At 70.6% G+C, this 26,000-nt stretch carries 24 protein-coding genes and 1 tRNA gene; 11 read left to right on the top strand and 14 right to left on the bottom strand.

Annotated features, from left to right (window positions below; all coding sequences use genetic code 11):
* Positions 1–73 precede the first annotated feature (73 nt).
* The 6 genes from EAO75_RS42125 (at position 74) to EAO75_RS42100 (ending at position 4,383) form a co-directional block, all read left to right on the top strand.
* A complete protein-coding gene (locus tag EAO75_RS42125) occupies positions 74–1,063 on the top strand; it encodes an ABC transporter ATP-binding protein (RefSeq protein ID WP_148000606.1) in 990 nt (329 codons plus the stop codon).
* Positions 1,053–1,976, top strand: a complete 924-nt coding sequence (locus tag EAO75_RS42120; RefSeq protein ID WP_148000277.1) for an ABC transporter permease — start codon at positions 1,053–1,055, stop codon at positions 1,974–1,976. Before EAO75_RS42125 ends, EAO75_RS42120 begins: the two co-directional genes overlap by 11 nt.
* Positions 1,973–2,884: an ABC transporter ATP-binding protein gene (locus EAO75_RS42115; RefSeq protein ID WP_148000276.1), complete on the top strand. Its 912-nt coding sequence runs from the start codon at positions 1,973–1,975 to the stop codon at positions 2,882–2,884. The genes EAO75_RS42120 and EAO75_RS42115 overlap by 4 nt, the downstream gene beginning before the upstream one ends.
* 12 nt (positions 2,885–2,896) lie before the next feature.
* Positions 2,897–3,616: an ABC transporter permease subunit gene (locus tag EAO75_RS42110; protein WP_148000275.1), complete on the top strand. Its 720-nt coding sequence runs from the start codon at positions 2,897–2,899 to the stop codon at positions 3,614–3,616.
* A gap of 129 nt (positions 3,617–3,745) precedes the next feature.
* Positions 3,746–3,988: a hypothetical protein gene (locus tag EAO75_RS42105; RefSeq protein ID WP_148000274.1), complete on the top strand. Its 243-nt coding sequence runs from the start codon at positions 3,746–3,748 to the stop codon at positions 3,986–3,988.
* A gap of 307 nt (positions 3,989–4,295) precedes the next feature.
* A tRNA-Ser gene (locus EAO75_RS42100) sits at positions 4,296–4,383 on the top strand.
* A gap of 55 nt (positions 4,384–4,438) precedes the next feature.
* Here EAO75_RS42100 and EAO75_RS42095 read toward each other — a convergent pair.
* The 9 genes from EAO75_RS42095 to EAO75_RS42055 all read right to left on the bottom strand — a co-directional run bounded on the left by EAO75_RS42095 (position 4,439) and on the right by EAO75_RS42055 (position 14,523).
* Complete coding sequence (locus EAO75_RS42095) at positions 4,439–5,218, bottom strand: HAD family hydrolase (RefSeq protein ID WP_148000605.1); 780 nt, start codon at positions 5,216–5,218, stop codon at positions 4,439–4,441.
* A gap of 98 nt (positions 5,219–5,316) precedes the next feature.
* Positions 5,317–6,594: a serine--tRNA ligase gene (gene serS / locus EAO75_RS42090; protein ID WP_148000273.1), complete on the bottom strand. Its 1,278-nt coding sequence runs from the start codon at positions 6,592–6,594 to the stop codon at positions 5,317–5,319.
* Positions 6,595–7,115: 521 nt separating this feature from the next.
* A complete protein-coding gene (gene pheA, locus EAO75_RS42085; protein WP_148000272.1) occupies positions 7,116–8,048 on the bottom strand; it encodes a prephenate dehydratase in 933 nt (310 codons plus the stop codon).
* A 51-nt stretch (positions 8,049–8,099) separates the two neighbouring features.
* Positions 8,100–9,440 carry an iron uptake transporter deferrochelatase/peroxidase subunit gene (efeB, locus tag EAO75_RS42080; protein WP_148000271.1) on the bottom strand — a complete coding sequence of 447 codons (1,341 nt, stop codon included), beginning with the start codon at positions 9,438–9,440 and terminating at the stop codon, positions 8,100–8,102.
* 8 nt (positions 9,441–9,448) lie between these two features.
* On the bottom strand, positions 9,449–11,485 hold the full coding sequence (locus EAO75_RS42075) for a copper resistance CopC/CopD family protein (RefSeq protein WP_148000270.1): 2,037 nt from the start codon (positions 11,483–11,485) through the stop codon (positions 9,449–9,451).
* A 13-nt stretch (positions 11,486–11,498) separates the two neighbouring features.
* Positions 11,499–11,954 carry a copper chaperone PCu(A)C gene (locus tag EAO75_RS42070; RefSeq protein WP_148000269.1) on the bottom strand — a complete coding sequence of 152 codons (456 nt, stop codon included), beginning with the start codon at positions 11,952–11,954 and terminating at the stop codon, positions 11,499–11,501.
* Entirely contained in the window at positions 11,951–12,604 is a 654-nt protein-coding gene (locus EAO75_RS42065) for an SCO family protein (protein WP_148000268.1), read from the bottom strand. The genes EAO75_RS42070 and EAO75_RS42065 overlap by 4 nt, the downstream gene beginning before the upstream one ends.
* 169 nt (positions 12,605–12,773) lie before the next feature.
* Positions 12,774–13,511: a YcnI family protein gene (locus EAO75_RS42060; protein ID WP_148000267.1), complete on the bottom strand. Its 738-nt coding sequence runs from the start codon at positions 13,509–13,511 to the stop codon at positions 12,774–12,776.
* 178 nt (positions 13,512–13,689) lie between these two features.
* A complete protein-coding gene (locus EAO75_RS42055; RefSeq protein ID WP_148000266.1) occupies positions 13,690–14,523 on the bottom strand; it encodes a hypothetical protein in 834 nt (277 codons plus the stop codon).
* 277 nt (positions 14,524–14,800) lie between these two features.
* On the opposite strand from EAO75_RS42055, the gene EAO75_RS42050 reads away from it, so the two are divergent.
* From EAO75_RS42050 to EAO75_RS42040, 3 genes are all read left to right on the top strand, one after another.
* Positions 14,801–15,250 carry an ATP-binding protein gene (locus tag EAO75_RS42050; RefSeq protein WP_148000265.1) on the top strand — a complete coding sequence of 150 codons (450 nt, stop codon included), beginning with the start codon at positions 14,801–14,803 and terminating at the stop codon, positions 15,248–15,250.
* A gap of 119 nt (positions 15,251–15,369) precedes the next feature.
* Positions 15,370–16,308 carry an intradiol ring-cleavage dioxygenase gene (locus EAO75_RS42045; protein WP_148000264.1) on the top strand — a complete coding sequence of 313 codons (939 nt, stop codon included), beginning with the start codon at positions 15,370–15,372 and terminating at the stop codon, positions 16,306–16,308.
* Between the two features lie 10 nt (positions 16,309–16,318).
* The gene (locus EAO75_RS42040; protein WP_148000263.1) at positions 16,319–17,152 is read left to right on the top strand and encodes a triphosphoribosyl-dephospho-CoA synthase; all 834 of its coding nucleotides are present in this window, start codon (positions 16,319–16,321) and stop codon (positions 17,150–17,152) included.
* A 251-nt stretch (positions 17,153–17,403) separates the two neighbouring features.
* Here EAO75_RS42040 and EAO75_RS42030 read toward each other — a convergent pair whose 3' ends face one another.
* Entirely contained in the window at positions 17,404–18,888 is a 1,485-nt protein-coding gene (locus EAO75_RS42030; protein ID WP_410092783.1) for an aminopeptidase P family protein, read from the bottom strand.
* Between the two features lie 146 nt (positions 18,889–19,034).
* Positions 19,035–20,546 (bottom strand): PP2C family protein-serine/threonine phosphatase, encoded by a 1,512-nt coding sequence (locus EAO75_RS42025; protein ID WP_148000261.1) that lies wholly within the window; start codon positions 20,544–20,546, stop codon positions 19,035–19,037.
* A gap of 503 nt (positions 20,547–21,049) precedes the next feature.
* Here EAO75_RS42025 and EAO75_RS42020 point away from each other — a divergent pair.
* Together EAO75_RS42020 and EAO75_RS42015 are read left to right on the top strand one after the other, a co-directional pair.
* Positions 21,050–21,709 carry a bifunctional DNA primase/polymerase gene (locus tag EAO75_RS42020; protein ID WP_148000260.1) on the top strand — a complete coding sequence of 220 codons (660 nt, stop codon included), beginning with the start codon at positions 21,050–21,052 and terminating at the stop codon, positions 21,707–21,709.
* 55 nt (positions 21,710–21,764) lie between these two features.
* Positions 21,765–22,436 carry a hypothetical protein gene (locus tag EAO75_RS42015; protein WP_410092781.1) on the top strand — a complete coding sequence of 224 codons (672 nt, stop codon included), beginning with the start codon at positions 21,765–21,767 and terminating at the stop codon, positions 22,434–22,436.
* Positions 22,437–22,679: 243 nt separating this feature from the next.
* On the opposite strand, the gene EAO75_RS42010 is transcribed toward EAO75_RS42015, so the two are convergent.
* From EAO75_RS42010 to EAO75_RS42000, 3 genes are all read right to left on the bottom strand, one after another.
* Positions 22,680–23,669 (bottom strand): DUF5926 family protein, encoded by a 990-nt coding sequence (locus EAO75_RS42010; RefSeq protein ID WP_148000259.1) that lies wholly within the window; start codon positions 23,667–23,669, stop codon positions 22,680–22,682.
* Between the two features lie 166 nt (positions 23,670–23,835).
* Positions 23,836–24,474: an ATP-binding protein gene (locus tag EAO75_RS42005; protein ID WP_148000258.1), complete on the bottom strand. Its 639-nt coding sequence runs from the start codon at positions 24,472–24,474 to the stop codon at positions 23,836–23,838.
* Between the two features lie 166 nt (positions 24,475–24,640).
* A complete protein-coding gene (locus EAO75_RS42000; protein WP_148000257.1) occupies positions 24,641–25,468 on the bottom strand; it encodes a glycerophosphodiester phosphodiesterase in 828 nt (275 codons plus the stop codon).
* Between the last annotated feature and the right edge of the window lie 532 nt (positions 25,469–26,000).

Genomic DNA, 26,000 nt, shown 5'->3' with positions numbered 1-26,000 from the left:
GGAGGTTGACTTCAAGACAGCTCTGCGGGGTGACGCCCGGCGTGGCCCGCGTCACTACCTTCGTGGTGTGACTGTGATCGCGACCGAAAGCCTGAGCAAGCGGTTCCCGAGGGTGACCGCGCTTGACCGGCTGACCATGGACATCGGGCCCGGGGTGACCGGACTCGTCGGAGCCAATGGAGCCGGCAAGTCCACCATGATCAAGATTCTGCTGGGTCTGTCCCCCGCCACCGAGGGCCGTGCCGAAGTGCTCGGACTCGACGTCGCCACCAAGGGCGCCGCCATCCGCGAGCGGGTCGGGTACATGCCGGAGCACGACTGTCTGCCGCCCGACGTCTCGGCCACCGAGTTCGTCGTGCACATGGCCCGGATGTCCGGCCTGCCGCCCACCGCCGCGCGCGAGCGCACCGCGGACACGCTGCGCCATGTCGGCCTGTACGAGGAGCGCTATCGCCCCATCGGCGGCTACTCGACCGGCATGAAGCAGCGCGTGAAGCTGGCGCAGGCCCTGGTGCACGACCCGCAGCTGGTCTTCCTGGACGAGCCGACGAACGGCCTCGACCCGGTGGGCCGCGACGAGATGCTCGGCCTCATCCGCCGCATCCACACCGACTTCGGCATCTCGGTCCTGGTCACCTCGCACCTGCTGGGCGAGCTGGAGCGCACCTGCGACCACGTCGTCGTCATCGACGGCGGCAAGCTCCTGCGCTCCAGCTCCACCACCGACTTCACCCAGACCACGACGACCCTCGCCATCGAGGTCACCGACACCGACGACCACCCGGACGGCACCCGCGCGGTGCGCGACGCGCTCCACGCGCGCGGGGTGGACGTCATCGACGGCAGCGGCGGCCTCCCCGGCGCCGGCCACATCCTGCTGCTCACCGCGCAGGGCGAGGAGACCTACGACGTGGTGCGCGACGTGGTCGCCGATCTCGGACTGGGCCTGGTGCGCATGGAACAGCGCCGGCACCACATCTCGGAGGTCTTCACGGACAGCGAGCAGGGCGGCGACCAGAGCGCCGACGCACAGCGGAAGGAGGCGGTCGGCCATGGCGGTTGAGCAGCCCGTAGCAACACAGTCGGGTGACCAGACCCGGATCCACAACATCGGCTACCGCAACTACGACGGCCCGCGCCTCGGCCGCTCCTACGCGACCCGCTCGCTCTACTCGCAGTCCCTGCGCGGCTCCTACGGCCTCGGCCGCTCGGTGAAGTCCAAGGTGCTGCCGATGCTGCTGTTCGTGGTGATGTGCGTGCCCGCGGCCATCATGGTCGCCGTCGCGGTCGCCACGAAGGCCAAGGACCTGCCCGTCGACTACACGCGCTACGCGATCATCATGCAGGCCGTGATCAGCCTGTACGTCGCCTCGCAGGCACCCCAGTCCGTCTCCCGCGACCTGCGCTTCAAGACCGTGCCGCTGTACTTCTCGCGGCCGATCGAGACCGCCGACTACGTCCGGGCGAAGTTCGCGGCCCTGGCCTCCGCGCTGTTCATCCTCACCGGGGCCCCGCTGATCGTGCTCTACGTCGGCGCGCTGCTGGCCAAGCTCGACTTCGCCGACCAGACCAAGGGATTCGCGCAGGGACTCGTGTCCGTCGCACTGCTCTCGCTGCTGTTCGCCGGCATCGGCCTGGTCATCGCGTCCGTCACCCCGCGCCGCGGCTTCGGTATCGCCGCCGTGATCGCCGTGATGACCATCTCCTACGGAGCCGTCTCCACGCTCCAGGCCATCGCCGACGCGCAGTCCATCAACGGCGGGGGCAGCGCCGACGCCATCGCCTGGATCGGCCTCTTCTCGCCGGTCACGCTCATCGACGGTGTGCAGTCCGCCTTCCTCGGCGCGACCTCCGCCTTCCCCGGCGGGGTGGGCCCGAGCAATGGTCAAGGCGGCGTCTACGTCCTCGTCAGCCTGGGCCTGATCGCCGCCAGCTACGGCCTCCTGATGCGCCGCTACAAGAAGGTGGGACTGTGACCACGCTCCAGATCGACCACGTCTCCCGCTGGTTCGGCAACGTGGTCGCCGTCAACGACATCACCATGACGATCGGCCCCGGCGTCACCGGCCTCCTCGGCCCCAACGGCGCCGGAAAGTCCACCCTCATCAACATGATGGGCGGCTTCCTCGCCCCCTCCACCGGCACCGTCACCCTCGACGGCCAGCAGGTGTGGCGCAACGAGGCCATCTACAAGCACATCGGCATCGTCCCCGAGCGCGAGGCGATGTACGACTTCCTCACCGGCCGTGAATTCGTCGTCGCCAACGCCGAGTTGCACGGACTGGGTGCCAAGGCCGCCCAGAAGGCCCTTGCCACGGTCGAGATGGAGTACGCCCAGGACCGGAAGATCTCCACGTACTCCAAGGGCATGCGCCAGCGCGTGAAGATGGCGAGCGCCCTCGTGCACAACCCCTCGTTGCTGCTGCTCGACGAGCCGTTCAACGGTATGGACCCGCGTCAGCGCATGCAGCTCATGGACCTGCTGCGGAAGATGGGCGACGAGGGCCGCACGGTGCTGTTCTCCTCCCACATCCTCGAGGAGGTCGAGCAACTCGCCTGGCACATCGAGGTGGTGGTCGCCGGACGGCACGCGGCCAGCGGTGACTTCCGCAAGATCCGCCGCCTGATGACCGACCGGCCGCACCGCTACCTGGTGCGCTCCAGCGACGACCGCACCCTCGCGGCCGCGCTGATCGCCGACCCGTCGACGTCCGGCATCGAGGTCGACCTGACCGAGGGCGCGCTGCACATCCAGGCCGTCGACTTCGGCCGCTTCACCACGCTGCTGCCGAAGGTGGCGCGCGAACACGGCATCCGCCTGCTCACGGTCTCGCCGTCCGACGAGTCCCTCGAGTCCGTCTTCTCGTATCTCGTCGCGGCGTAGGAGGCCGAAAAGATGTACGACCCCACAGTCGCCCGGCTCACCTACCGGGCCCTGCTCGGCCGCCGCCGGGCCCTCATCCTGGGGGCCCTGCCCCTGCTGCTCATCGCGATCTCCGTGGCGGTGCGCGCGCTCGCCGGAGCCGACGATCAGACCGCGTCCGACCTGCTCGGCGGGCTGGCGCTGGCCACCATGGTGCCGATCATCGGCGTCATCGCCGGCACCGGCGCGATCGGGCCGGAGATCGACGACGGCTCCGTGGTCTATCTGCTGTCCAAGCCGCTGAAGCGGCCGACGATCATCTTCACCAAGCTGATCGTGGCGATCGCCGTGACGATGGTGTTCTCGGCGCTGCCCACCTTCATCGCCGGGTTCATCCTCAACGGCAACGGGCAGCAGATCGCCGTCGCCTACACGGTCGCCGCGCTGGTCGCCTCCATCGCGTACGCGGCGATCTTCCTCCTGCTCGGCACCGTGTCCCGGCACGCGGTGGTCTTCGGACTCGTCTACGCGCTCGTCTGGGAGGCCCTGTTCGGCTCCCTGGTCGAGGGTGCGCGCACGCTGAGCGTTCAGCAGTGGTCGCTGGCGGTGGCGCAGAAGGTCGCCGGCGGGGACATGGTCACATCGGACGTCGGCCTGACGACGGCCACGGTGTTGCTGGCCGTGGTCACCGTGCTCGCGACCTGGTACGCGGGACAGAAGCTGCGGTCGCTGACCCTCGCCGGCGAGGAGTGAGCAGGCAGCAGCCCGCAGGCGGGGAGTAAGGAAGCGGGCCCCTCAGCGGGCCCGCTCTTGACGGGGACCTCACCCCTGTCCGGTCACACTGGGCAAACCGGGGTGCACTGCACGAACTGGAGGACGGGGATGGCAGGCGGCAAGTCACAGCACGAGGATCGCGAACAGTCCGGGGACGACTCCTGGGACGACCTGGTCCTGGACGACGACTTCATACGTGCTGCCGATACCTCGGAGCCCTCCGCCCGGGCCCGGATGCTGGCCGCGCGCTGGCGCCGGGAGGAGCCCGAGCCGCAGCCGTGGCGCTCCGACGAACCGCCCGCCGGGTGGTTCTTCAGCAAGGGGCGCCGGCGCAAGTGGCGCCGCCGGTAAGGGGCGTACGACGCCGCTCCGGAGGTTCACCCGGGGCTTCTCCCAGGGCCCTTTAATCGGTGGCGCCCAACTCGCCGTACAGGCACAGTGGTTATGTCCACATCGCCGGACGGTGAGTCCGGCGCCACGTTCTGGGAGAGGAGCCGGACGATGTCCATGCACGGCAGTACGTCCCGCTCCCGTCAGGGCAGCCTGCGGCGGACTTCGGAGTATTCGCTACCCCTCCGTTGAGTCCGTACCGCACGGGGAGCTGCCCGGGGCGGCCGCTTCGAGCACGCGATGTCGCTCTCGCGTGGGCCGCCCACCCGGAGGATTGGCCGAGTGGTAAGGCACCGGTTTGCTAAACCGTGGTCGGGCTTGAAAAGCCCGCGCACGTTCGATTCGTGCATCCTCCGCAAGACGTTGTCAGTCGGCCTGGCCGCTGTGCGGGGGTTGGGGTGCGTGGGGACCTCAGCCCAGCAACCGCTCCAGCACCACCGCGATCCCGTCCTCCTCGTTGGAGGCCGTCACCTCGTCCGCCACCGCCTTGAGCTCCTCATGGGCGTTGGCCATGGCCACGCTCCTCGCGGCCCAGGCGAACATCGGGATGTCGTTGGGCATGTCGCCGAAGGCGATCGTGTCCGCCGCCTTGAGGCCGAGGCGGCGGGCCGCCAGGGACAGGCCGGTCGCCTTGGACAGGCCGAGGGGGAGGAGCTCCACGATGCCCTCGCCCGCCATCGCCACCGTGACGAAGCCGCCCGCGGCTCGGCGTGCGGCCTGGGCCAGCTCGTCGTCCGTCAGGTTCGGATGCTGTATGTAGATCTTGTTCAGCGGGGCGGTCCACAGATCCGACGCGTCCGTGAACGGGGTCGACGGGAGCGTCCCGGTGACCGCGTACCCGGGGCCCACCAGGACCTCGCCGTCCAGTCCGTCCCGGCTCGCCGCAAGGAACAGCGGGCCGACCTCGGCCTCGATCTTGGCCAGCGCCACGCCCGCCAGCTGGCGGTCCAGGGTCACCGACGTCAGCAGACGGTGCTCGCCGGCGTCGTAGACCTGCGCGCCCTGGCCGCACACGGCGAGCCCCTCGTAGCCGAGGTCGTCGAGGATGTGCCGGGTCCAAGGGACCGCCCGGCCGGTGACGACGATGTGCGCGGCGCCCGCCTCGGTGGCCGCGGCGAGGGCGTCACGGGTGCGCCGGGAGACCGACTCGTCGGAGCGCAGGAGCGTTCCGTCGAGGTCGGTCGCGATCAGTCGGTACGGGAAGCCTCCAGAGCCCGACGGGAAGCCGTCCGAGCTTGACGGGAAGCCTCCGGACGCGTCCCCGGAATCCCCGGCGGGGGCAGACGCGCTCACTTGGCCACCGGCTCCAGAACCTCACGACCGCCCAGATACGGGCGCAGCACCTCGGGGACCCGGACGGAGCCGTCGGCCTGCTGGTGGTTCTCCAGGATCGCCACGATGGTGCGCGGTACGGCGCACAGCGTGCCGTTGAGCGTGGCCAGCGGCTGCACCTTCTTGCCGTCGCGCATGCGGACGGACAGCCGGCGTGCCTGGAAGCCGTCGCAGTTGGAGGCCGAGGTCAGCTCGCGGTACTTGCCCTGGGTCGGGATCCACGCCTCGCAGTCGTACTTGCGGGACGCCGACGAGCCCAGGTCGCCCGAGGCCACGTCGATGACCTGGAACGGCAGCTCCAGGCCGGTCAGCCACTGCTTCTCCCAGTCCAGGAGCCGCTTGTGCTCGTTCTCCGCGTCCTCGGGGGCGACGTACGAGAACATCTCGACCTTGTCGAACTGGTGCACGCGGAAGATGCCGCGCGTGTCCTTGCCGTAGGTGCCGGCCTCGCGGCGGAAGCACGGCGAGAAGCCCGCGTAGCGAAGCGGCAGCTTCTCGGCGTCGAGGATCTCGTCCATGTGGTACGCGGCGAGCGGGACCTCGGAGGTGCCGACCAGGTAGTAGTCGTCCTTCTCCAGGTGGTACACGTTCTCCGCGGCCTGGCCGAGGAAGCCGGTGCCCTCCATGGCGCGCGGGCGGACCAGCGCGGGGGTGAGCATCGGAATGAAACCGGCCTCGGTGGCCTGGGCGATCGCCGCGTTGACCAGGGCCAGCTCCAGCAGGGCGCCGACGCCGGTGAGGTAGTAGAAGCGGGAGCCGGAGACCTTGGCGCCGCGCTCGACGTCGATGGCGCCCAGCGCCTCGCCGAGCTCCAGGTGGTCCTTGGGCTCGAAGCCCTCGGCGCCGAAGTCACGGATGGTGCCGTGCGTCTCCAGGACGACGAAGTCCTCCTCGCCGCCGACCGGGACGTCGGGGTGCACGAGGTTGCCGAGCTGGAGCGCGAGGCGCTTGGTCTCCTCGTCCGCCTCGTTCTGCTCGGCGTCGGCCGCCTTGACGTCGGCGGCCAGCTGGCTCGCCTTCTTCAGCAGCTCGGCCTTCTCGTCGCCGGAGGCCTTGGGGATGAGCTTGCCGAGGCTCTTCTGCTCGGAACGCAGCTCGTCGAAGCGGACGCCGGACGACCTGCGCCGCTCGTCGGCAGACAGGAGGGCGTCGACGAGCGCGACATCCTCTCCACGGGCGCGCTGCGAGGCGCGCACTCGGTCGGGGTCCTCACGAAGCAGGCGAAGGTCAATCACGCGCTCAAGGCTACCGGGGAGGGGTGACAGCCCACGACCCGCTATTCCGAACTGCGGCTTACGTTCCGTTATGGGGGAATTGCGAGACGTGTCAATGAAAAGCGTCTCACTCCCTGGGACGGGTCAGGCGCGAGGCGTCCGGTTGACTGGAATCCCTTGCGGGGAACGGGACTTGGGTCTCGGTTGTCCACAGGGATCCCCAGCCTCCGAAGAGTTATCCACAGGCTGTGTGGATGGACTGTGGACGCCGGAATTGATCACTCCGAAACGCGGTGATCAAGTAGAGGATTCCCAGGACAAACCGGTTCCACCCGCACTTTCGAGTGGAAATCGGTCGCCCCAAAGGATTGCCCAAAGGAAAAGAGTGGACGAAGGGTGACTTGCGCGCCGGTGGACGCGGAGACGGCCTGGGGAGCGATTTGTCGACAGACTCACCTCCCCCTGTCGACTTGTCCCCAGGTCGAGATGAGTACCTGTGGATAACTCCTGTGGATAACGACGATCGGCTGGTAGGACCGGCCTCAGAACCGCCCGTCCTGGCAGCGCGCGACCCAGCCCGCCGCCGACACGAACGCCTCGTCCGACGTCCCCAGACGCGGCGGATCCACATCTGCCGGCTTGATGTCGGCACGCGGATACGAGCCCAGGAAGCGCACCTCCAGGCAGATCCGCTTGAGCCCCATCAGCGCCTCGGCCACCCGGCGGTCGGAGATGTGGCCCTCGGCGTCGATGCAGAAGCAGTAGTTGCCGATGCCCGCACCGGTCGGCCGGGACTGGAGCAGCATCAGGTTGATGCCACGGGTGGCGAACTCGCCCAGCAGGTCCCGCAGTCCACCGGGGTGGTCGTCGCGCTGCCACAGCACGACGGACGTCTTGTCCGCGCCGGACGGTGCGGCGGGCCGTGCGGGCCGGCCCACCAGCACGAACCGGGTCTGGGCGTTCTCCGCGTCGTGGATCCCGGTCTCCAGGGCCTCCAGGCCGTACAGCGCGGCGGCGAACTCGCCGGCGAAGGCCGCGTCGTACTGGCCCTCCTGCACCAGACGGGCGGCGTCCGCGTTCGATGCGGCCGACTCCCACTGGGCGTCGGGGAGGTTGTTCCTGAGCCAGTTGCGCACCTGGGGCTGGGCGGCCGGGTGGGCGGAGACCGTCTTGATGTCCGACAGCTTCGTGCCCGGCCTGACCAGCAGCGCGAAGGTGATCGACAGCAGCACCTCGCGGTAGATCATGAGCGGCGCGCCCGCGACCAGCTCGTCGAGCGTGGTCGTGATACCGCCCTCGACGGAGTTCTCGATCGGCACGAACGCCGCCTCGGCGTCGCCGACGCGCACCGCGTCCAGCGCGGACTGGACGGACACGTAGGGGATCAGCTCCCGGGTCGCGGCCTCGGGAAGTGTGCGCAGGGCGGCCTCGGTGAAGGTGCCCTCGGGGCCGAGATAGGCATAGCTCGCTGGCATGACCTCACCCTAATGGGCCTTGCGAAACCCGGCGCACGCCTCCTGGTCGTGTCATCCCTCCAGCAACCGCTGCCCCACGTACTCCCCCTGCGCCGCCCCGCCCGGCACGGCGAACAGGCCGCTCGCCTCGTGGCGGATGTACTTCGACAGGGCGTCGCCCCGGTCGAGCTTGCGCTGGACGGTGACGAAGCCGCGCAGTGGGTCGGCCTGCCAGCAGACGAAGAGCAGGCCCGCGTCGGGCACGCCGTCCGTGTCGATGCCGTCGTGGTACGAGAAGGGGCGCCGCAGCATGGCCGCCCCGCCGTTCTGGTCGGGCCGTGTGATGCGGGCATGGGCGTTGATCGGAACGACGAGATTCCCCGCCTTGTCCGTCTTCTCCAGGTCCATCTCGGTCGTCTCGGTGCCCCCGGACAGCGGCGCCCCGTCGGACTTGCGGCGCCCGATGACGTCCTCCTGCGCCTTGACCGAGAGCTGCTCCCAGTCGTCGAGGAGCATGCGGATACGGCGTACGACGGCATAGGAGCCGTTCGCCATCCAGGCCGGGTCCTTCGAGGTCGCGTCCTTCGAGCCGGACTCGGGCACGAAGATGCGCTGGTCGAAGTCGGTGTCCGTCGGCTTCGGATTGCGCGTGCCGTCCATCTGGCCCATCAGGTTGCGGGCCGTCATCGGATGCGCGGTGGCACCGGGCGAGCGGTTGAAGCCGTTCATCTGCCAGCGCACCTTGGCGGCCTGGCCCGCGTCCTTCTGGATCGCGCGCAGGGCGTGGAAGGCGACCAGGGCGTCATCGGCGCCGATCTGCACCCACAGATCGCCGTTACTGCGCGCCTTGTCGAGCTGGTCGGAGGAGAAGTCGGGCAGCGGGTCCAGGGAGACGGGGCGCTGCTTCTCCAGGCCCGTCCGCGCGAAGAAGCCGTACCCGAAGCCGAAGGTGATCGTCAGCGACGAAGGCCCTGCGTCCCGGGCGACATCCGTGTCGTTCTGCTGGGCAGCCTCGCCCGCCATCAGCCGCCGTGCCGTCTCCGACCAGCGGCGCAGCAACGCTGCTGCCTCCTTGCGGCCCGCGCCCGCCGCCAGGTCGAAGGCGACGAGGTGACCGCGCGCCTGGAGTCCCTGGAGGATGCCGGGCTGATGTTTCCCGTGAAACATCACCTGATCGGCCCCCAGCGAGGCGAGCGGCGTCGCCTCGGCCGGCCGGGCGGCGTACCCCACGGCCCCGCCGGCCGCACCGAGCACCAGCCCGGTGGCACCGGCGGTCCCGAGCAGCCGTCGCCGCGAAAGGCCGTCCGCGCGGGCGGCGTTTTCGGAGTCACTGCCCTTGAGCGCGGTCTTGCCCTTGACCGTCGTCTTGGGCGTCCGCGGTGTACGGGCCTCCGGAATGGACTGGTCAGCCATGGTGAGGTTCAGCCGATCTGCGCGTTCTTGGAGACGGTGGCCTGGTCGATGTCGGAGGTCCGCACGGTCACGGCGATCTTCCATTCGCCGGCCATGGGGAGCTGCACCCCGCCCGCCGACCAGTGTCCGGTGGTGATGTGGTCGGGGACGACGGGCAGCGGCCCGATGTCCTGGGACTCCAGGGTGAAGGCGACCTTCACCTCGGGGATGTCGAAGGCGCGGCCGTTGGGACGCTGCACGTACACATGCATCTCGTTGCCGCCCACGCGCGCGGGATCGAGGTCGACCCGTACGACGCCCTTGCCGTCCTCGCCACCGGTGTCGAAGGACATGTCCAGGGTCAGCGCCCCGGCCGCCGCCGCGTCCGCCGCCGAGGACGAGGCGGCGGCCCTGGCCTGCTCCTCCGTACGCCCCGGCTCGGTCGACGTCAGCATGGTGGTGACGGCGAGCAGGACGACGGCGACACCCGCCTCGGCGAGCACCGAGCGGCGCAGCCCGAACCGGTTCGGGTCGGCGTCGCGTCGCTGCTTCTGCCGTGCCGTGTCGATCGCGGCCTGCTGCCGGGCGAGCTGGGTGGCACGCTCGGAGTCGCCGCCCGCCTCGTCGGACACGGCGACGGTGGCGCCCTTCTTGCCGGAAGCCGCGGCGCCCTTCTCCGCAGAAGCGGAACCGGAGGCGCCGGCCCGCGTGGCGGCGGCCCGCGCGGCGGCGGGCTCCTTCTCGCCGGTGCCGGCGCTCACGCCCTCGCCGCTCTCGTTCTCGTCCTCATCCCCGTCCGTGACCGCGTCCGCGGACTCCCGCGGCTTCACCACGACGGCCTCGGCCAGTCGCCCCGTCCACCGCCGTGAGATCCACGCGATCCCCACCAGCAGCACCACGAGCCCGATCTTGATCAGCAGCAGCTGCCCGTATCGCGTGTCGGTGAACGCCGACCACGAGCCGAGCTGCCGCCACGACTGGTAGATCCCGGTCGCGACCAGCGCGAGCACACTGCCGAAGGCGAGGCGCGAGAACCGTCGTACGGCGGACGCATCGACCGGGGTGTCCGCGGGCGCGCGATAGAGGGCGACGAGCAGTGCCGCCAGCCCGCCGAGCCAGCCCGCGACGGCCAGCAGATGGACGACGTCGACCGGCATCGCGACCCCGGCCTGGAGCCCGGTCGAGGCGTGCTCGGACATCGCCCAGCTCGCCGCGAGCCCCGCCGCCACCACGAGTCCGCCGATGGAGAGCCCGAAGGTCAGGTCCTGCTTCTCCTCGTCGTCGCGCTTGTCGTACGCCCCGAACAGCACCGCGATGAACAGCGCCGCCGCGGCGAGCAGCAGCAGCCGGGACACCAGCGCCGCACCGGTCTTGGTCTGGAGCACCTGCCCGAGCAGGTCCAGGTCGAAGATGTCACCGACCTTGCCGGTGCTGGTGTACGAGCCGCGCACGAGCAGCAGGCCGAGCGTGGCGGCGGTCAGCGCCAGCCAGCCGGAGACGGTGAGCCGCTGCAGCGCCCGCACACCCGCCCCGCGCTGCCAGCACGCGAGCACGAAGGCGGCGCCGCCGACCATGACGATGAAGCCGGCGTACGACACGTACCGCCCGAAGCCGTAGAGCCGGCCGACGACACCTCCCCCCGCCTCCTGGTCGGAGACCGAGACGGTCGTCCGGGAGGGCGCGCCGATGGAGAAGGTGTAGGCGCCGGCGACGGGATGGCTGTCCTCGGACACCACCTGGTAGGTGACGGTGTACGTGCCGTCGGGCAGGCCGCCGTGGAGTTTCACGGCGTACGTCGTGCCGCCGGAGCCGGCCGGGTCGCCCTGGTCGACGCGCTTGCCCTTGGGGTCGAGCACGCGCAGGGAGTCGTCGGACAGGGCGACCTTCTCGGAGAAGGTCAGCGAGACCTGCGTCGGGGCCTTGGCGACCACCGCCCCCTGCCGGGGGTCGCTGCCGGTCAGCGCGGCGTGCGCGGAGACCGGCCCGGCGCCGGCGAAGAGCAGGCCGGTGGCGGCCAGGAGCAGCAGCACCAGGGTCCGGACGCGGGGCGCGATGGTCTGGGTCAAGGCGATCTCTCCCTCAGTGTCCGGTCTTCGGGTTGTACGTCGCCGACTTCACGGGCATCCGGACCGTGACGGTGCCGGACTCGGCGAAGTGGAGCTTCACGGTCAGCGTCTCGCCCTGCACCGGCTTGCGCTTCAGCTTCTCGAACATCAGATGGTTGCCGCCGCTTTTGAACACGAGTTGACCGTGCGCGGGGACGGGGACGTCCTTGACTTCCTGCATCGACGAGTCGACGGTCTCGTGGGCGGTCACCTCGCCGACGTCGCTGGTGACGGACGTCAACTCGTCCTTCGTACCGCCCTTGTTGGTGATCGTCAGGTAGCCGGCCGCCATGGAGTCGGACACGGGCTGCGGCATGTAGGCGCCGCTGACCGACACCTCGGCCTTGGAGTCCTGGCCGTCCCCGGAGCCGCAGCCCGCGAGGACCAGGGCCCCGGTCAGTACCGCGACGGGCGCGACGACACGCCTCACGGCTTCTCCCCCTTGATCAGCTTGGGGAGGTCCTTGGTGTAGTCGTCGACACTGGCTTCCTCGGTGTAGAGGACGTACCCGCCGTCGGTCTTCGGCGAGAACGCGACGACCTGAGTGCCGTGGGTGGAGACCGTCTTGCCGTTCTTGTCCTTGTGCGGCGGCTCGATGGTGATGCCGAGGGTGCGGGCGCCGGCCTGGATGGTGTCGAAGCCGCCGGTCAGGCCGACGACCTGCGGGTCGATGCCCTTGAGCCACTTGCCGAGCGCGGACGCGGTGTCGCGCTGCGGGTCGGTGGTGACGAACACGACGCGCAGCTCGTCCTGCTCCGCCTTGGGCAGCTGCTTCTTCGCGACGGCGATGTTGTTCATCGTCAGCGGGCAGACGTCGGGGCAGTTGGTGTAGCCGAAGTAGACCAGGGTCGGCTTGCCCGCGGTCTCCTTGCGGAGGTCGTACTTCTTGCCGTTCGTGTCGGTGAGGACCAGGTCCGGCTTGTCGAACGGCTTGTCGAGGACGATGGCGGCCTTGTCCGCGCCGGCCTCCTCGGACACCACGGTCACGGGCTGCGCGTTGTCGTCACTGCTGCCGCAGGCGGAGAGGGTGAGGGTGGCGGCGGCGAGCAGTGCGGCCGCGGCGAAGCTCTTCTTACGCATGCCAAGTCTTCTTACACATAGAGAAATGTCCCAGTGATCTCAGTGATCTCAGTGATCTCAGTTATCTCGGCTATCTCGGTTATCTCGGATGTCCGAGTTGTCGCGATGGTGAGGTCTCCGGCGCGCACCGGGTGCGTGCCCCGGTGCGCGCCGTGAACCGAAGGGGCTGTCAGGCGTCCGTGCGCCGACGGCCGGCGAGCACGCCGTACGCCACACCCAGCGCGCCGACGACGATGCCGACGATGCCCAGGACGCGGGCGGTGGTGTCGCTGCTGTCGGCGGGCTCCGCGGCGTCGGTCTTCGCGGCGGCGGCCTCGCTCTCGTCGGAGTCGGAGGCCTGGTCGGAGGAAGAGGAGCCGTGGTGGCCCTCCTCGGCGGCGGACAGTGCGAGCACCGGCGCCGGGTTCTCGGGCTCGTCCTGCCCCTCCTGCGGGACCTCGATCCAGCGCACGACCTCCTTGTTGGAGTACGTCTGGATCGCCTTGAAGACGAGTTCGTCGGTGTCCTCGGGGAGGGTGCCGACGGAGAGGGGGAACTTCTGGAAGAAGCCGGGCTGGATGCCCTTGCCCTCGGCGGTCCAAGTGACCTTGGTGACGGCCTCGGTGATCTTCTTGCCGTGCATTTCCAGCGGCTTGTCCAGCGTGGCCTTGGTGACCTCGGCCTTCCAGCCGGGAACGGCCTCGGGCATCACGGAGGCCAGCGGGTGGTCGGTCGGGAAGCTGACCTCGAGCTTGGTGGTCGAGGCGTCGTCGCGCTCGTTGGGCACCTTGAAGTCGACGACCGCGTAACCGCCCTTGGCGGCGGTGCCCTCCGGCTGCACGCTGACGTGGGCGAAGGCGGGGACGGACAGGGCGAGCACGGCCGAGCCGGCGAGGACGCCTGCGGCGGCGATACGAGAGGCCTTCATGCGGAGCACTCCACTGTGAGTGAGATTCGGATTCCGGTGGTGAAGAGGGGTACGTGCGCGCAGTGGTGCCCGATCAGGCAGAGCGGGATGTGCCTCGATCGGAAGAACTCGCGCGCGCATGCGTGCCGCACGACGGCGGCCCCTCATCCCACGCAAGTGGAGTGACGGTCGCGTCGTGTCAGGCCGCGAGGGCGAGCACGTCGGCCGGCGGGCCGCGTCTGATCACCGTGTGCTGGAGGGCCACGGTGCGCGGCGCGCGGCGCGCGAGTGACTCGGTGCGCAGGAAGCGCGGGCCGGTCTCGGGCGCCCCGGGCAGTCCGGCACGCAGGGCGCGCACCAGCGCGAGCGCCCCGCGCAGGGAACGTACGAAAGCTCCCTCGGCGACCGAGTGCGCCGACAGCGTGGACATCTCGACGATCCGCAGCAGGGCCAGGTCCCCGCGCCGCAGCAGCCACCCCGCGACGAGCGCCGCGAGCAGGTGGGCCAACACCATGGGCAGGGACGGCAACAGGGCGGCGGAGGAGTCGGTGGCGGCGGACATGCCGTCCGCGGAGGGGTGCGAGGCGTGCGCGCCCGCGGCCGGGCCGATCCGCGCGTCCGTGAGAATCCGCTGGGCCTGGACGGGGCTGATGGCCGCCGCCGCGGTCCCGCACACGAGCCGCGCGGCCCGTTCGACGAGCGCGGCGTCGGAAAGGGATGCCGAGGTCGAGGCCGACGAACCGGCGGCCGCCGTCACATGCTGCCCCAGCCCGAACAGCGAGTGCAGGACGGTCTGTCCGACCGCGAGCAGCGCCGCGATCCCGGGCAGCGAGCGCTCGCGCCCCGCGAACGGCACGGTGACGAGCAGGATTCCCAGGAACCCCGCACCCAGCGCCCACAGCGGAATCGTGGCGCAGGAACCCAGCACATGCCCGACCCCGGCCAGCGCGACGCAGACCGCGGCGAACACCGCGGCCCGCAGTATCCGGAGATCGCTTCCGGCGCGCAATGTGCGCGGGTGGGGGGCAGACATGGCGGGCTCATCATCGCACTGGCCTTATGACCGCCATACGGCAGGTCCGCAAGATGACATACGAGCGGTTGGGGGGTGTACGAGTCGTACGAGACGTACGGGGTATAGGGCCCGTACAGCCGGAAGATCACATTCTGGTGTGGGCCGCCACCACATACACCGATTCCGGCGTGGGCGCATCGACCATATGGGCGGCATCACGTCAAGGATGTGCTTACAGCCGGGCACTCGCGGCAATACGTAACGGTATGTCGAGCCGCGGCCAGGAGGCTGGAGCATGAGCATCTGGTGGTCACTCCATCTGCGCCGTGAAGCCGCGAGCGTTCCCCTCGCCCGGCGCCTGCTGCTCGGCACCATGGAGACGGCGGGCGTCGACCCGGACGTCTCGTACGACCTCTCCGTCGCCCTCAGCGAGGCCTGCGCCAACGCCGTCGAGCACGGCGGTGGCCTCACCCCCGACGGCTCCCCTCAGGCGTACCGCGTCACGGCCTATCTGGACGGCGAGAAGTGCCACATCGAGGTCACCGACTCCGGTCCCGGCTTCACGGCACCCCATCGCGCCCCGCGCCTCGCGTCCTTCGACGCCGAGGACGGCAGGGGCCTGTGTCTCATCAGCGAGCTCGCCGACCACGTCCAGATCGGCAACAAGCCGGACCGGGGCGGGGCCGTGGTGAGCTTCGACAAGATCCTCAAGTGGCGCAAGGACGCCCCGCTGATGGCGGTCTAGCGCCGACCGGGAGCCCCGCCCGGCGGTGAGAGCAGCCCGCTTCGGCTTCCTCGGCATTCACAGCCGACGGACAGCGCGACCCCAACCCTCTGATGGGTGGCGTCCCTAATTTCCTGGCCATGACGGGAAACCACAAGGACAAGTCGATCACCCGGCGCCGGGCCCTCGCGGTGACCGGGGGCACCGTGGCGGCCGGCGGGCTTGCCGTCGCGGGTTACCAGGCCGCCTTCGCGGACACCGCCGCCACGGCGACCGACGCCGCCACGGCCTCCGCGAGCGCCTCGGAGAGCTCCGGCTGCATGACGCTGATGTCGAGCGTCACCGAAGGCCCGTACTACCTCGACGGTGCCCTGGTGCGAAAGGACATCACCGAGGGCAAGAGCGGCGTCCCGCTGACGCTGCGCCTCACGGTCGTGGACGCCACCGACGGCTGCACCCCGGTCAAGGGCGCCGCCGTCGAGATCTGGCATTGCGACGCCTGGGGCTACTACTCGGGCTACACCACGGCCAACCCCGGCGGCTCCGCGCCCGCCGAGAGCGAGGACGGTTCGACCGCGAACGACAAGACCTATCTGCGCGGTTACCAGGTCGCGGGCGCCAACGGGGTCGTCAAGTTCGAGACGATCTTCCCCGGTTGGTACACCCCGCGCACCTGCCACATCCACCTCAAGGTGCACACCGGCGGCCAGAAGGAGGACGGCACCTACGAGGGCGGCAAGGTCAATTACACCGGCCAGCTGTTCTTCGACGACGAGATCGCCGAGGAGATCTTCACGCTGGAGCCCTACTCGAAGCACTCCGGCAGCTACACCACCCTCGACAACGACATGGTCTACGACGGCGGCGGCGCCTCCAGCGGCCTGCTGACCCTGAAGGCCGTGCACAAGAAGGCCCCCTCCAAGGGCTACAAGGGCTTCCTCACCGTCGGGATCGACCCCGACGCCGAGAACACCGGCGCGGGCAGCGGCGGTGGTGGTGGCACGCCTCCGAGCGACGCCCCGACGGGCACCCCGCCCAGCGACGCCCCGTCGTCCTCGTCGGCCTCGTCGTCCTCCTAGGGGTACGGCCATGAGCAGCCGCCAGGACGAGGCGCTGGCGCAGGCCGCCGTGACCGCGCTGACCGGGCAGCTGGCCCTGGCTCCCAAGCCGGGCCTGCCCGACCCGCGCGACCTCGACGCCGGCGTCACCCGCCGGGACCACCGCATGCTGCGCTGGTCGGCGAAGGCGCTCGCCCCCGGCCTCGCCGCAATGGCCGCGGCGGCCCGTCGCACGGGCGAGCCGACCTTGACGCTGCGCACCGAACTCGGCGCGATCGGCAGGTGCACCGAGCACTCGGTGCACCTCGCGGGCGGCGGTCACCGGGGCGCCCTGTGGACGCTCGGCCTGCTGGTCGCCGCGGCCGCGCTGGACCCCCGGGCCGGCGCGCGGGACGTCGCCGCGACCGCCAAGCGCATCGCCGCGCACACCGACAAGCGTGCCCCGCGCAGGCCCTCCCGGGGCTCCTCGGTGTCCGCGAAGTACGGCGCCGCCGGGGCGCGCGGTGAGGCACGGGCCGGATTCCCGCACGTACGGCGGGCGTTGGACGCGCTCACCAGGGCCCGCGCGGCCGGCGCCAGCGAGGAACAGGCCCGCCTGGACGCCCTGCTCACGGTGATGTCCACGCTCCAGGACACCGAACTCCTCTACACCGCGGGCCCCCTCGGCCTACGGCACGTCCAGGCGGGCGCCCGCGGCGTCCTGGAAGCGGGCGGCGCGGCCACCGATGCGGGCGCGCAGGCCTTGTCGTCCCTCGACGCGGACCTCCACACGCGCGCGTGGAGCCCGCGGGGGAGTGCGGGCCTGCTCGCGGGGGCGCTGTTCCTGGACTCATTGCCGATCACGGCACTGGCGCGGGCTGCCTGACCGTCTCCCGCGCCCGGCGACCGGCGGCCCACCGCGCCGCTCCCATGGCGTACGACGCGGCCGGCATCGCCCCGCCCAGCAGCAGCCGGCCAGGCGTCCCCCACTCCACCAGCAGGGCCGTCAGGAGGAGCGGGCCGAGGGTGCGGGCGTATCGATATGCGGCTCCGCCGCGTGGGCGCGACCAGCCCGCACAACCCGCAGACGGCGACGACGGCCGGGTACCCCCTTGGCACCCGGCCGTCATCACGACGTCAGCCCTTCAGAGAGGCCATCCAGCTCTCGACCTCGTCCGAGCGCCGAGGCAGCCCGGCGCTGAGGTTCCGGTTGCCGTCGGCCGTCACCAGGATGTCGTCCTCGATCCGCACCCCGATCCCCCTGTACTCCTCCGGCACGGTCAGGTCGTCGGCCTGGAAGTACAGCCCCGGCTCGACGGTCAGCACCATGCCGGCCTCCAGCGTGCCGTCGACGTACGACTCCACGCGCGCGGCAGCGCAGTCGTGCACGTCCATACCGAGCATGTGCCCGGTCCCGTGCAGCGTCCAGCGCCGCTGCAGCCCGAGCTCCAGCACCCGCTCCACTGGCCCCTCGACGAGGCCCCACTCCACGAGCTTCTCGGTCAGCACTCGCTGCGAGGCGTCATGGAAGTCCCGGTACTTCGCACCCGGCTGCACGGCCGCGATACCGGCCTCCTGGGCCTCGTACACGGCGTCGTAGATCTTCTTCTGGATCTCGCTGTAGCGGCCGTTGATCGGCAGCGTGCGCGTGACGTCGGCGGTGTAGTACGTGTGCGTCTCGACGCCCGCGTCGAGCAGCAGCAGGTCACCCGAGCGCACCGGCCCGTCGTTGCGCACCCAGTGCAGCGTGCAGGCGTGCGGTCCGGCCGCGCAGATGGAGCCGTAGCCGACGTCGTTGCCCTCGACCCGCGCGCGGAGGAAGAACGTGCCCTCGATGTAGCGCTCGGAGGTCGCCTCGGCCTTGTCGAGGACCTTCACGACGTCCTCGAAGCCGCGCACCGTCGAGTCGACGGCCTTCTGCAGCTCGCCGATCTCGAACGCGTCCTTGACCAGCCGCGCCTCGGACAGGAAGACCCGCAGCTCCTCGTCCCGCTCGGCGGTGACCTTGTCGGTCAGCGCGGCCTCGATGCCGGCGTCGAAGCCACGGACGACCCGGACCGGGCCGGTGGCCTCGCGCAGCGTGTCGGCGAGCTCGCGCACGTCGGAGGCCGGGATGCCGTACAGCTTGCCCGCCTCGGTCAGCGAGTGCCGGCGGCCGACCCACAGCTCGCCCTGGCCGGAGAGCCAGAACTCGCCGTTCTCGCGGTCGGAGCGGGGCAGCAGATAGATCGTCGCCTCGTGGCCGTCCGCGACGGGCTCCAGGACGAGCACGCCGTCCTCGGTCTGGTTGCCGGAGAGGTACGCGTACTCGACGGACGCCCGGAAGGGGTAGTCGGTGTCGTTCGAGCGCGTCTTCAGGTTGCCCGCGGGGATCACGAGCCGCTCGCCCGGGAACCGCGCCGACAGCGCGGCGCGCCGCGCGGCGGTCTCGGCGGCCTGGGCGATCGGCGCCAGGTCGCGCAGCTCAGTGTCGGCCCAGCCGGACTGCATGTTCTCGGCGAGCTCGTCGGACACGCCCGGGTACAGGCCGTTCTTACGCTGCTTGATCGGCTCTTCTGGGCTCTCTTCCGGGCCCGCTGCGGTAGCAGCAATAGACTCGGCCGGGGTGAGCTCGTCGGCCACGGTCATCCTCCTCGATACGGCACTGGACCCCGTCCATCGTACGGTCGTACGGGACGGAACCCGGGGCCGATGGGCAGGATGCCCGCCGGTGCTATGACGCAGGCCACGTGCCTGTTATGGGTGAGTGACCGAAGGGCCACGGGCCGCTACTCGAAGCGAGCGGCCAGCAGGACGACGTCCTCGTCGCTGTCCGCCAGGTCCGCCCCGTCCGGCAGCACGGTCCGCAGTACATGGTCGACGACGGCGTCCGGATCGTGCCGGATCGCCCTCGGCACCCCGGCCGCCGCCGCGTGCAGCCGGGCGAAGGCACGGTCGGTGGCGTCGCCGGTGCGGTGCAGCAGCCCGTCGGTGTACAGCAGAACCGTCTCTCCGGCTTCCGCCGTGACCTCCACGCTCGGCGCTTCCCAGCAGGCCAGCATGCCCAGCGGGGCGGAGACGGACGTCTCCACGAACTCCGTGCGCCGGTCGCCGATCAGCAGCGGCGGGGAGTGCCCGGCGCCGGCGAGCGTGATCTTGCGCAGGGCGGGCTCGCAGTAGGCGAACAGGGCGGTGGCGGAGCGGGCCGGCTCGGTGAGCCGGAGCAGCAGCTCCAGGTCGGACAGGACCGCGACCGGGTCCTCGCCCTCCATCACGGCGTACGCCCGCAGGCTGGCCCTGAGCCGGCCCATCGCGGCGACCGCGCTCGGCCCGGACCCGGTCACCGAGCCGACCGCGAGGCCGAGCGCGGCGTCCGGCAGCGGCAGCGCGTCGTACCAGTCGCCGCCCCCGCGCGGGCCGGTGCGGTGCCGGACGGCGAGCTGGACGCCGGCCATGCGCGGCAGGCGGGAGGGCAGCAGTTCATCGGACATCGTCCGCATGCACGCGCGCGTGCGCTCGACTTCGAGGAGCCGGGCCAGATGCTCGGTGGCGTAGCGGGTGTACAGGCCGATGAGGTGGCGCTGGCGCTCGGCGGGTTCGGCGGGCTCGTCGTACAGCCAGACGGCGGCGCCGAGACGCCCGGCGGCCTCGGTGGACAGCGGCAGGGCGTAGCTGGCGGCGTAGCCGAGGCGGGCGGCCACCTCGCGATGGCGCGGGTCGAGTCCGTCCTCGGAGAGCAGGTCGGGCTGGGCGATCTCGCCGTCGCCGCCGGGCAGCCCGTCGAGGATCCTGCCGTACGACATCGCGCTGCGCGGCACCGTCTCGATGTGCCCGAGGTCGGCCCGCGCGAGGCCGAGCCCGATGGTCGTGTCGGGGCCGAGCCCGTCCGCCGGTTCCAGTACGACCAGACCGCGCCGGGCGCCGACGAGGGCCGATCCGGCGCGCAGGAGTTCCTCGAGGGCTTCGGCGAGCGAGGCCGTGCGGGCCAGGCGTTCGGTGAGTTCGTGGAGCGTCGTGAGGTCCGAGACCCAGCCCGCGAGCCGGTCCTGAAGCAGTGCGCCGGGTGGGGTCGGCGGGGCGACGGACGAGGCGCCCGAGGTCGCGGGCGCGGGCGTGACAGTGTGTGCGGGCGACGGAACCGTCGAGTCGATTCCGGCCACTTTCGGAGGGTGAGGGGCGTTCATGGCGTCCGGCTTTCCGACCGGTGCGTATTGCTCAAAAGCATCGCAAACCCCCATGTCATTCTGCGCCGCTAGCAGTGTCTCCACATGTACACGCACTCGTAAGGGGATGTCCAGCATTGTCCTGCTGGGATTCCTGGTGTCCGTGGGTAACCGGAGCACTCCTCGTGGACCTCTTGCATTAAGGCAAAGTTGGCTTAAAACTGCCTCAGGGAACGGGGTATTGCGGTCGACTGGTTTCGTTCCACGGAGCGTCACAGCGGTCGTGATGGGTACGTACTCGGTGAAGGCCAGGGGTGGTTCGCAACCTCCCGGAACCTGGTGACGGACCCGGGCGTCTTAGCCACCGACGATCGTGCCCCATCCTCCCGTGGCGGAGGCGAAGAGAAATACGCGCGACGGTAAAACGCCAGACTTCGCCACCCCACGCCACGCCCATGCTTTTGGTAGACGCAGTATGGACGAGGCTGCCGCGGAAGCAGCCAACGCTCGGCCCATAGGGGTTCCCCTTGCTCGTGGCAGGGGTGTGATGCGCCAACAGGTACGCACAGTGAAGTGATCGACACATGGTGTGATGTGGACCACGGTGTTGCCAGCGGTGCAACGGAAAGGAACGAGCGCTCATGCGCGAGATCCTCGGAAGGCGACGCAGGCTCCTGCGCGGTGACGAGAGGCCTGAGCTGATCAGTGCGGCCCTGACCTTCGCGACGGAATGGCAGTGGCCGGTACTCCCGGGCGTGACGACGCACCCGCAGGGGCACTCCCGCTGCGGCTGCCCCGACCCGGACTGCACGGTTCCCGGTGCCCATCCCTTCGACCCCGGACTCCTCGCCGCCACCACCGACGCGCGCATGCTGCGCTGGTGGTGGACCAACCGGCCCGCGGCGCCGATCATCCTCGCCACCGGCGGCAAGGCCCCCTGCGCGGTCAGCCTGCCCGCCCTGCCGGCCGCGCACGCCCTGGCCGCACTCGACCGCAGAGGCATGCGCCTCGGCCCGGTCGTCGCTTCGCCCGCCCGCTGGGCGATCCTCGTGAAGCCGTACTCCATGGAACAGCTGGGCGAACTGCTGTACGCCCAGGACTTCGTCCCCGGCTCCCTCCGCTTCCACGGCGAGGGCGGCTACATCGCCCTGCCCCCCTCCGAGACCGGTCAGGGTCCGATCAGCTGGCAGCGCGCCCCGCTGCCCGGCTCGGCCTCCCCGTGGGTGCCCGATGTGGAGGCAGTCGTCGACGCGGTGGTCGAGGCCCTCACTCGTACGGGTGTGAGCGCGCCCGAGTTGTAGGGCTGTCCGGCGCGCGCGGAACGGTGCACGCACGCATGGTCGTTATCTTCCGGATATGCCGCGTCATTCCAGGGGAAAAAGGACACCGTTGTCGCATCGCCGCGGGTCGAACCAGCGAAGAGTCCGTCTGATCGCCCTCGCGTCCGTCGCGGCGGCCGCCGTCGCGTTGCCGCTCGCCTGGGCCGCCGCCGGCCAGGTCGTCGAGGCGGGCCGGGCCGCGGTGGGCGCGGCCCCGGCCCGCGACGCCGTACGGTCCTCCCCGCCCGCCCCGAAGGGCGGTGCCGTACGTCCGTCCCCGCACGGCGACGCCAAGGCGCCCACGGCCACGCCCACCGACTCCCCGGTCCTGCTCGACCTGGGCCTGTCCACCGCCGTGCGCTGCGGTCCCGAACTCACCTCGCCGGAGGGCGTCGAGGCGCAGACCTGTGTCCTCACGCAGGGCGACGACACCTGGGCGCGCACCTACTTCCGCAATGCGACCGGCGGTGCGCTGAACTCCGTACTGAGCCTCATGGGGCCCGACGGGCGCACGGTGCAGATGCGCTGTGAGGTGGGCGCCGACGACGAGCCGGGGACGTGCGAGACGCCTCGGGAGCGCACGCGTGCGGGACTGGATGCCTACACGGCCGTCACGGAGTTCGCGGAGCGGGCCGGTGGCGGGGCACTGCTGCTGCGTTCCGCGAGCAACTCGGCGCCGGGCAAATCCGGGTCGGACACGGGCAGTTGACGTTCGACGTCATTCCGTAAAGAACAGTGCACATGGAAAGACCCGGTTGCTGGCGACGGGGGATGCACCAGCAACCGGGCTAAAAGAACGGTAACAAGAGATCGGCGGTTCGCAAATTCGATCCGGGCTTTCAAGTCACGGATTCCCTTGCTCCGCATGGGAGTTGTGATCGGATTCACCTCTCCCGGGCGGGCCTGTTCGGCTGAACGGCCGTTCAGCCGAACCCGATCTTCGCCCCGCGCGTCAGCTGAGCGTGACCTGCCGGTTGGTCAGGCCGCCACGCGCGCGACGCTCGTCCGGCGTGAGCGGAGCGTCCGTGGCCAGGGCCGCGGCGAGGCGCTCGGCGAACTCGGCCGCCGGCTTCTCCACGTCCTCGGCGCCGACGCCGCTCGGCAGGTCCCAGACCGGCACGGTCAGGCCGTGGGCACGGAAGGAGCCCACGAGGCGGGTGCCCTCGCCGAGGTTGGACCTGCCCGCCGCGTGCAGCCGCGCCAAGGCGTCCAGAAGCTGCTCCTCCTCGTGCGGCATGACCCAGCGCAGGTGGTTCTTGTCCGGCGTCTCGCACCAGTAGGCGGAGTCCACGCCGGTCAGCTTCACGGTCGGGATGGCCGCGGCGTTGGCCCGCTCCAGGGAGGCGGCCACTTCCGGAGTGGCGTTCTCCGCGTCCGGGACCCAGAACTCGAAGCCCGGGTGCACAACTGGCTCGAACGCGCCTTCGGGGTCGAGCAGATCCTGCAGCCGCGGACCGTCGGCGGGAGCGCGGCGGCCCTGGACCGGGGTGCCCGGCTGGGCGGTGAGGGCCTGCTGGAGGGTGTCGGCGAGGTCGCGGCTGATGTCGCCCGACGCCGTGTCGTTCTGCAGGCCGAGCAGCACCGAGCCGTCGTCGCGGCGCAGGGCCGGCCAGGCCATCGGCAGCACCGTGGCCAGCGTGACCGACGGGACGCCCTCCGGGAGGCCGCCCTTCAGGGGCAGTTCGACGGTGGCGGCCGGCACCAGCTCACGCAGGGCCACCCAGTCGCACTCGCCGGGCAGGCCCTCGAAGGGGCGCTGCACCAGCTCGGTCACCGCATGCGCGGCGGCCCGGCCGTGACAGGCCTTGTAGCGCCGGCCGCTGCCGCAGGGGCAGGGCTCGCGAGCGCCGACTACCGGAACCTGCCCGTCAGCGCCTACGGCGGAGGCCCCGCCGCTGAGCTGCGGGCGCTTGGCCTTGGTCTGGGGTCGCTTCTTGGCCATCTGGGTGTCTCCCGGTTACGGCTCGTCTGGTACGGCGCGAGCCTAGCCGTTCACGCCGAAGCCGACGGGAGGCTGTGGACAACCGACCGCGTCGTGCCGGGAGAAGAGCCGGTTCGCGGCACGAGCAGGGCTTGTGCCGAAACCGGTGCCTGGGCGGCAGTCCGTCTCAGTCCCGGTCGTCGAAGGCGTCCGCGAAGTCGAGACGGGCCATGGCGCCCACCGACGGTGCCGTGACGCGCGTAGCGAAGTCGTCCCGGCGGTGCCCGACGTCGGGATCGTGCACGTCGTCGTGGACCACGACCCAGACCGTGACCTCGCCCCGGGCGTCGTCCCGTACGCCCCAGTCGTCGGCGAGAGCAGTGATGATGTTCAGCCCGCGGCCGCCGTGTGCGGTGACCGAGGGCGTGGCCGGAGCAGGGCGGGTGGGCCCGCCGCCGTCCGTCACCTCCACCGTGAGCCTGCCGCCCGCGTCCACGCGCCATGCGGCCCGGACGTCGCCGTCCCCGGACAGCGCGTCACCCAGCGGCCGGCCGTGTTTGCACGCGTTGCTCAAGAGTTCGGAAAGAATCAATACGGCATCGTCGATCACCGATTCCGCCACGCCGCCCGTGCGCAACTGCGCGCGCATACGGTGTCTCGCTTTCCCCACGCCCGCAGGACCATGGGGTACGGCCATGCTCGACGACGTGGGCACCTCCTGTGCCACCACCAACGCCACCCCCGAGACCTCCTTTGCCCCACGCCACGGAGTGGATGCCCCATTGGCCTGTACCGGAAACCGGCCAATCAATGTCCGGAGACGCATTCGCAACGATCGAATACGGACCGAACGCGCCGGAGCACTCCCTGTAATCGAGATGGCTGGAATTCTTCGGTGTGGCCGAGAGTGGAGGATGAGGCTGGAGGGGTGGTGGGGTCAAGAGGTTGCGCAGGGATTCAAGGGGACCAGGGGGTTTCCCCTGTGCGGTGTGTCAGCGGCCGAGCTGGTGCAGCACCGCGCGCGGGCGGTTGGTGATGATGGCGTCGACGCCCAGCTCGACACAGAGGTCGACGTCCTCGGGTTCGTTCACGGTCCATACGTGCACCTGGTGGCCGGCCCGCTTCAGGCGCTCCACATAGGCCGGGTGGCTGCGCACGATGCGGATGGAGGGACCTGCGATGTGGACGCCCGCCGGCAGCCGACCGTCGCGCAGCCTCGGTGAGACGAACTGCATGAGAGAGACCGTCGGCAGCGTCGGGGACGCGGCACGCACGCGATGCAGCGAGCGCGCCGAGAAGCTCATGACACGCACCGGGGACTCGGCCGCCGAGGCGGGCGTATCGAGCCCGAACCGCTTCAGCAGGAGCAGCAGCCGCTCCTCGACCTGCCCCGCCCACCGGGTCGGATGCTTGGTCTCGATCGCCAGCTCCACGCGCCGCCCCGCGTCCGCGACGAGCTCCAGCAGTCGCTCCAGGGTCAGTACGGAGGTGTCCTCGGGGTCCTCGGGCCGGAACTCCCAGTCGGGCTCCTCGGCCCGGTTCTTCCACGAGTCACGGTTCTTGCGGGAGCCGAAGTCCAGGGCGGCGAGCTCGGCGAGCTCCAGGGCCGAGACCGCGCCACGGCCGTTGGACGTACGGTTGACGCGACGGTCGTGAACACAGACGAGGTGGCCGTCCGCGGTGAGGCGTACGTCGCACTCGAGGGCGTCCGCACCGTCCTCGATCGCCTTCTTGTACGCGGCCAGGGTGTGCTCGGGAGCGTCTTCGGAGGCTCCGCGGTGGGCGACGACTTGGATCTGGTGCTGCCGTGCGTGGGTCACCGCGTCATGGTGCCACCGCACAAGGGTGCGCGTGCGACCGGAGCGGTAGTGAGAGCGCTGGGATTGCGCCCGTTTAGTCGCTCATGACCTATATAAGGAATGGCCGTGGACCCACAGCAACCGCTTATGGTGCTCTGACGGCCCGTGGGAAAAGCTGACGACATACAAAAGGCATGCACAGCTGAAGCGCACCGGCCATGAACGTACGTGAACGGGCGTGACCGAGTGCGACCGACAACACCAGCCGTGGATCTATAGGAGAGAAGCTGTGAGCACCGAGAACGAGGGCGCCGCGGTCCCCCCGGCCCCGTCCGCACCCCCCGTGCCGGCGGATGCTCCTGCTGCTCCGGCATCCCAGGAGCGCCCGGCTCCGCAGGCCGACGCCGCGCCCACCACTGAGCTCCCGCCGGTGCCGGACACCGCCCCGGCGAGCTCGAACGGCGCGCAGCCGCCTGCAGATGGATCGCAGCCGCCCGCCTCCCAGGGCTCGGCCCGATCATGAGCCGCTTCAGATTCCGGTCCAGGATCACCC

The organism is Streptomyces sp. UW30, assembly GCF_008042075.1.
Lineage (GTDB): Bacteria > Actinomycetota > Actinomycetes > Streptomycetales > Streptomycetaceae > Streptomyces.
This window is presented reverse-complemented; position numbering and strand designations above follow the sequence as displayed.

Coding starts and splice junctions, on each gene's coding strand:
- EAO75_RS42025 (WP_148000261.1), bottom strand. CDS start 20,546: ATGCTGGACATCCCCTTACGAGTGCGTGTACATGTGGAGACACTGCTA.
- EAO75_RS42060 (WP_148000267.1), bottom strand. CDS start 13,511: ATGAAGGCCTCTCGTATCGCCGCCGCAGGCGTCCTCGCCGGCTCGGCC.
- EAO75_RS42010 (WP_148000259.1), bottom strand. CDS start 23,669: ATGGCCAAGAAGCGACCCCAGACCAAGGCCAAGCGCCCGCAGCTCAGC.
- EAO75_RS42020 (WP_148000260.1), top strand. CDS start 21,050: ATGCGCGAGATCCTCGGAAGGCGACGCAGGCTCCTGCGCGGTGACGAG.
- EAO75_RS42055 (WP_148000266.1), bottom strand. CDS start 14,523: ATGTCTGCCCCCCACCCGCGCACATTGCGCGCCGGAAGCGATCTCCGG.
- EAO75_RS42120 (WP_148000277.1), top strand. CDS start 1,053: ATGGCGGTTGAGCAGCCCGTAGCAACACAGTCGGGTGACCAGACCCGG.
- EAO75_RS42105 (WP_148000274.1), top strand. CDS start 3,746: ATGGCAGGCGGCAAGTCACAGCACGAGGATCGCGAACAGTCCGGGGAC.
- EAO75_RS42040 (WP_148000263.1), top strand. CDS start 16,319: ATGAGCAGCCGCCAGGACGAGGCGCTGGCGCAGGCCGCCGTGACCGCG.
- EAO75_RS42005 (WP_148000258.1), bottom strand. CDS start 24,474: ATGCGTCTCCGGACATTGATTGGCCGGTTTCCGGTACAGGCCAATGGG.
- EAO75_RS42110 (WP_148000275.1), top strand. CDS start 2,897: ATGTACGACCCCACAGTCGCCCGGCTCACCTACCGGGCCCTGCTCGGC.
- efeB (WP_148000271.1), bottom strand. CDS start 9,440: ATGGCTGACCAGTCCATTCCGGAGGCCCGTACACCGCGGACGCCCAAG.
- EAO75_RS42065 (WP_148000268.1), bottom strand. CDS start 12,604: ATGCGTAAGAAGAGCTTCGCCGCGGCCGCACTGCTCGCCGCCGCCACC.
- EAO75_RS42045 (WP_148000264.1), top strand. CDS start 15,370: ATGACGGGAAACCACAAGGACAAGTCGATCACCCGGCGCCGGGCCCTC.
- EAO75_RS42050 (WP_148000265.1), top strand. CDS start 14,801: ATGAGCATCTGGTGGTCACTCCATCTGCGCCGTGAAGCCGCGAGCGTT.
- pheA (WP_148000272.1), bottom strand. CDS start 8,048: ATGCCAGCGAGCTATGCCTATCTCGGCCCCGAGGGCACCTTCACCGAG.
- EAO75_RS42015 (WP_410092781.1), top strand. CDS start 21,765: ATGCCGCGTCATTCCAGGGGAAAAAGGACACCGTTGTCGCATCGCCGC.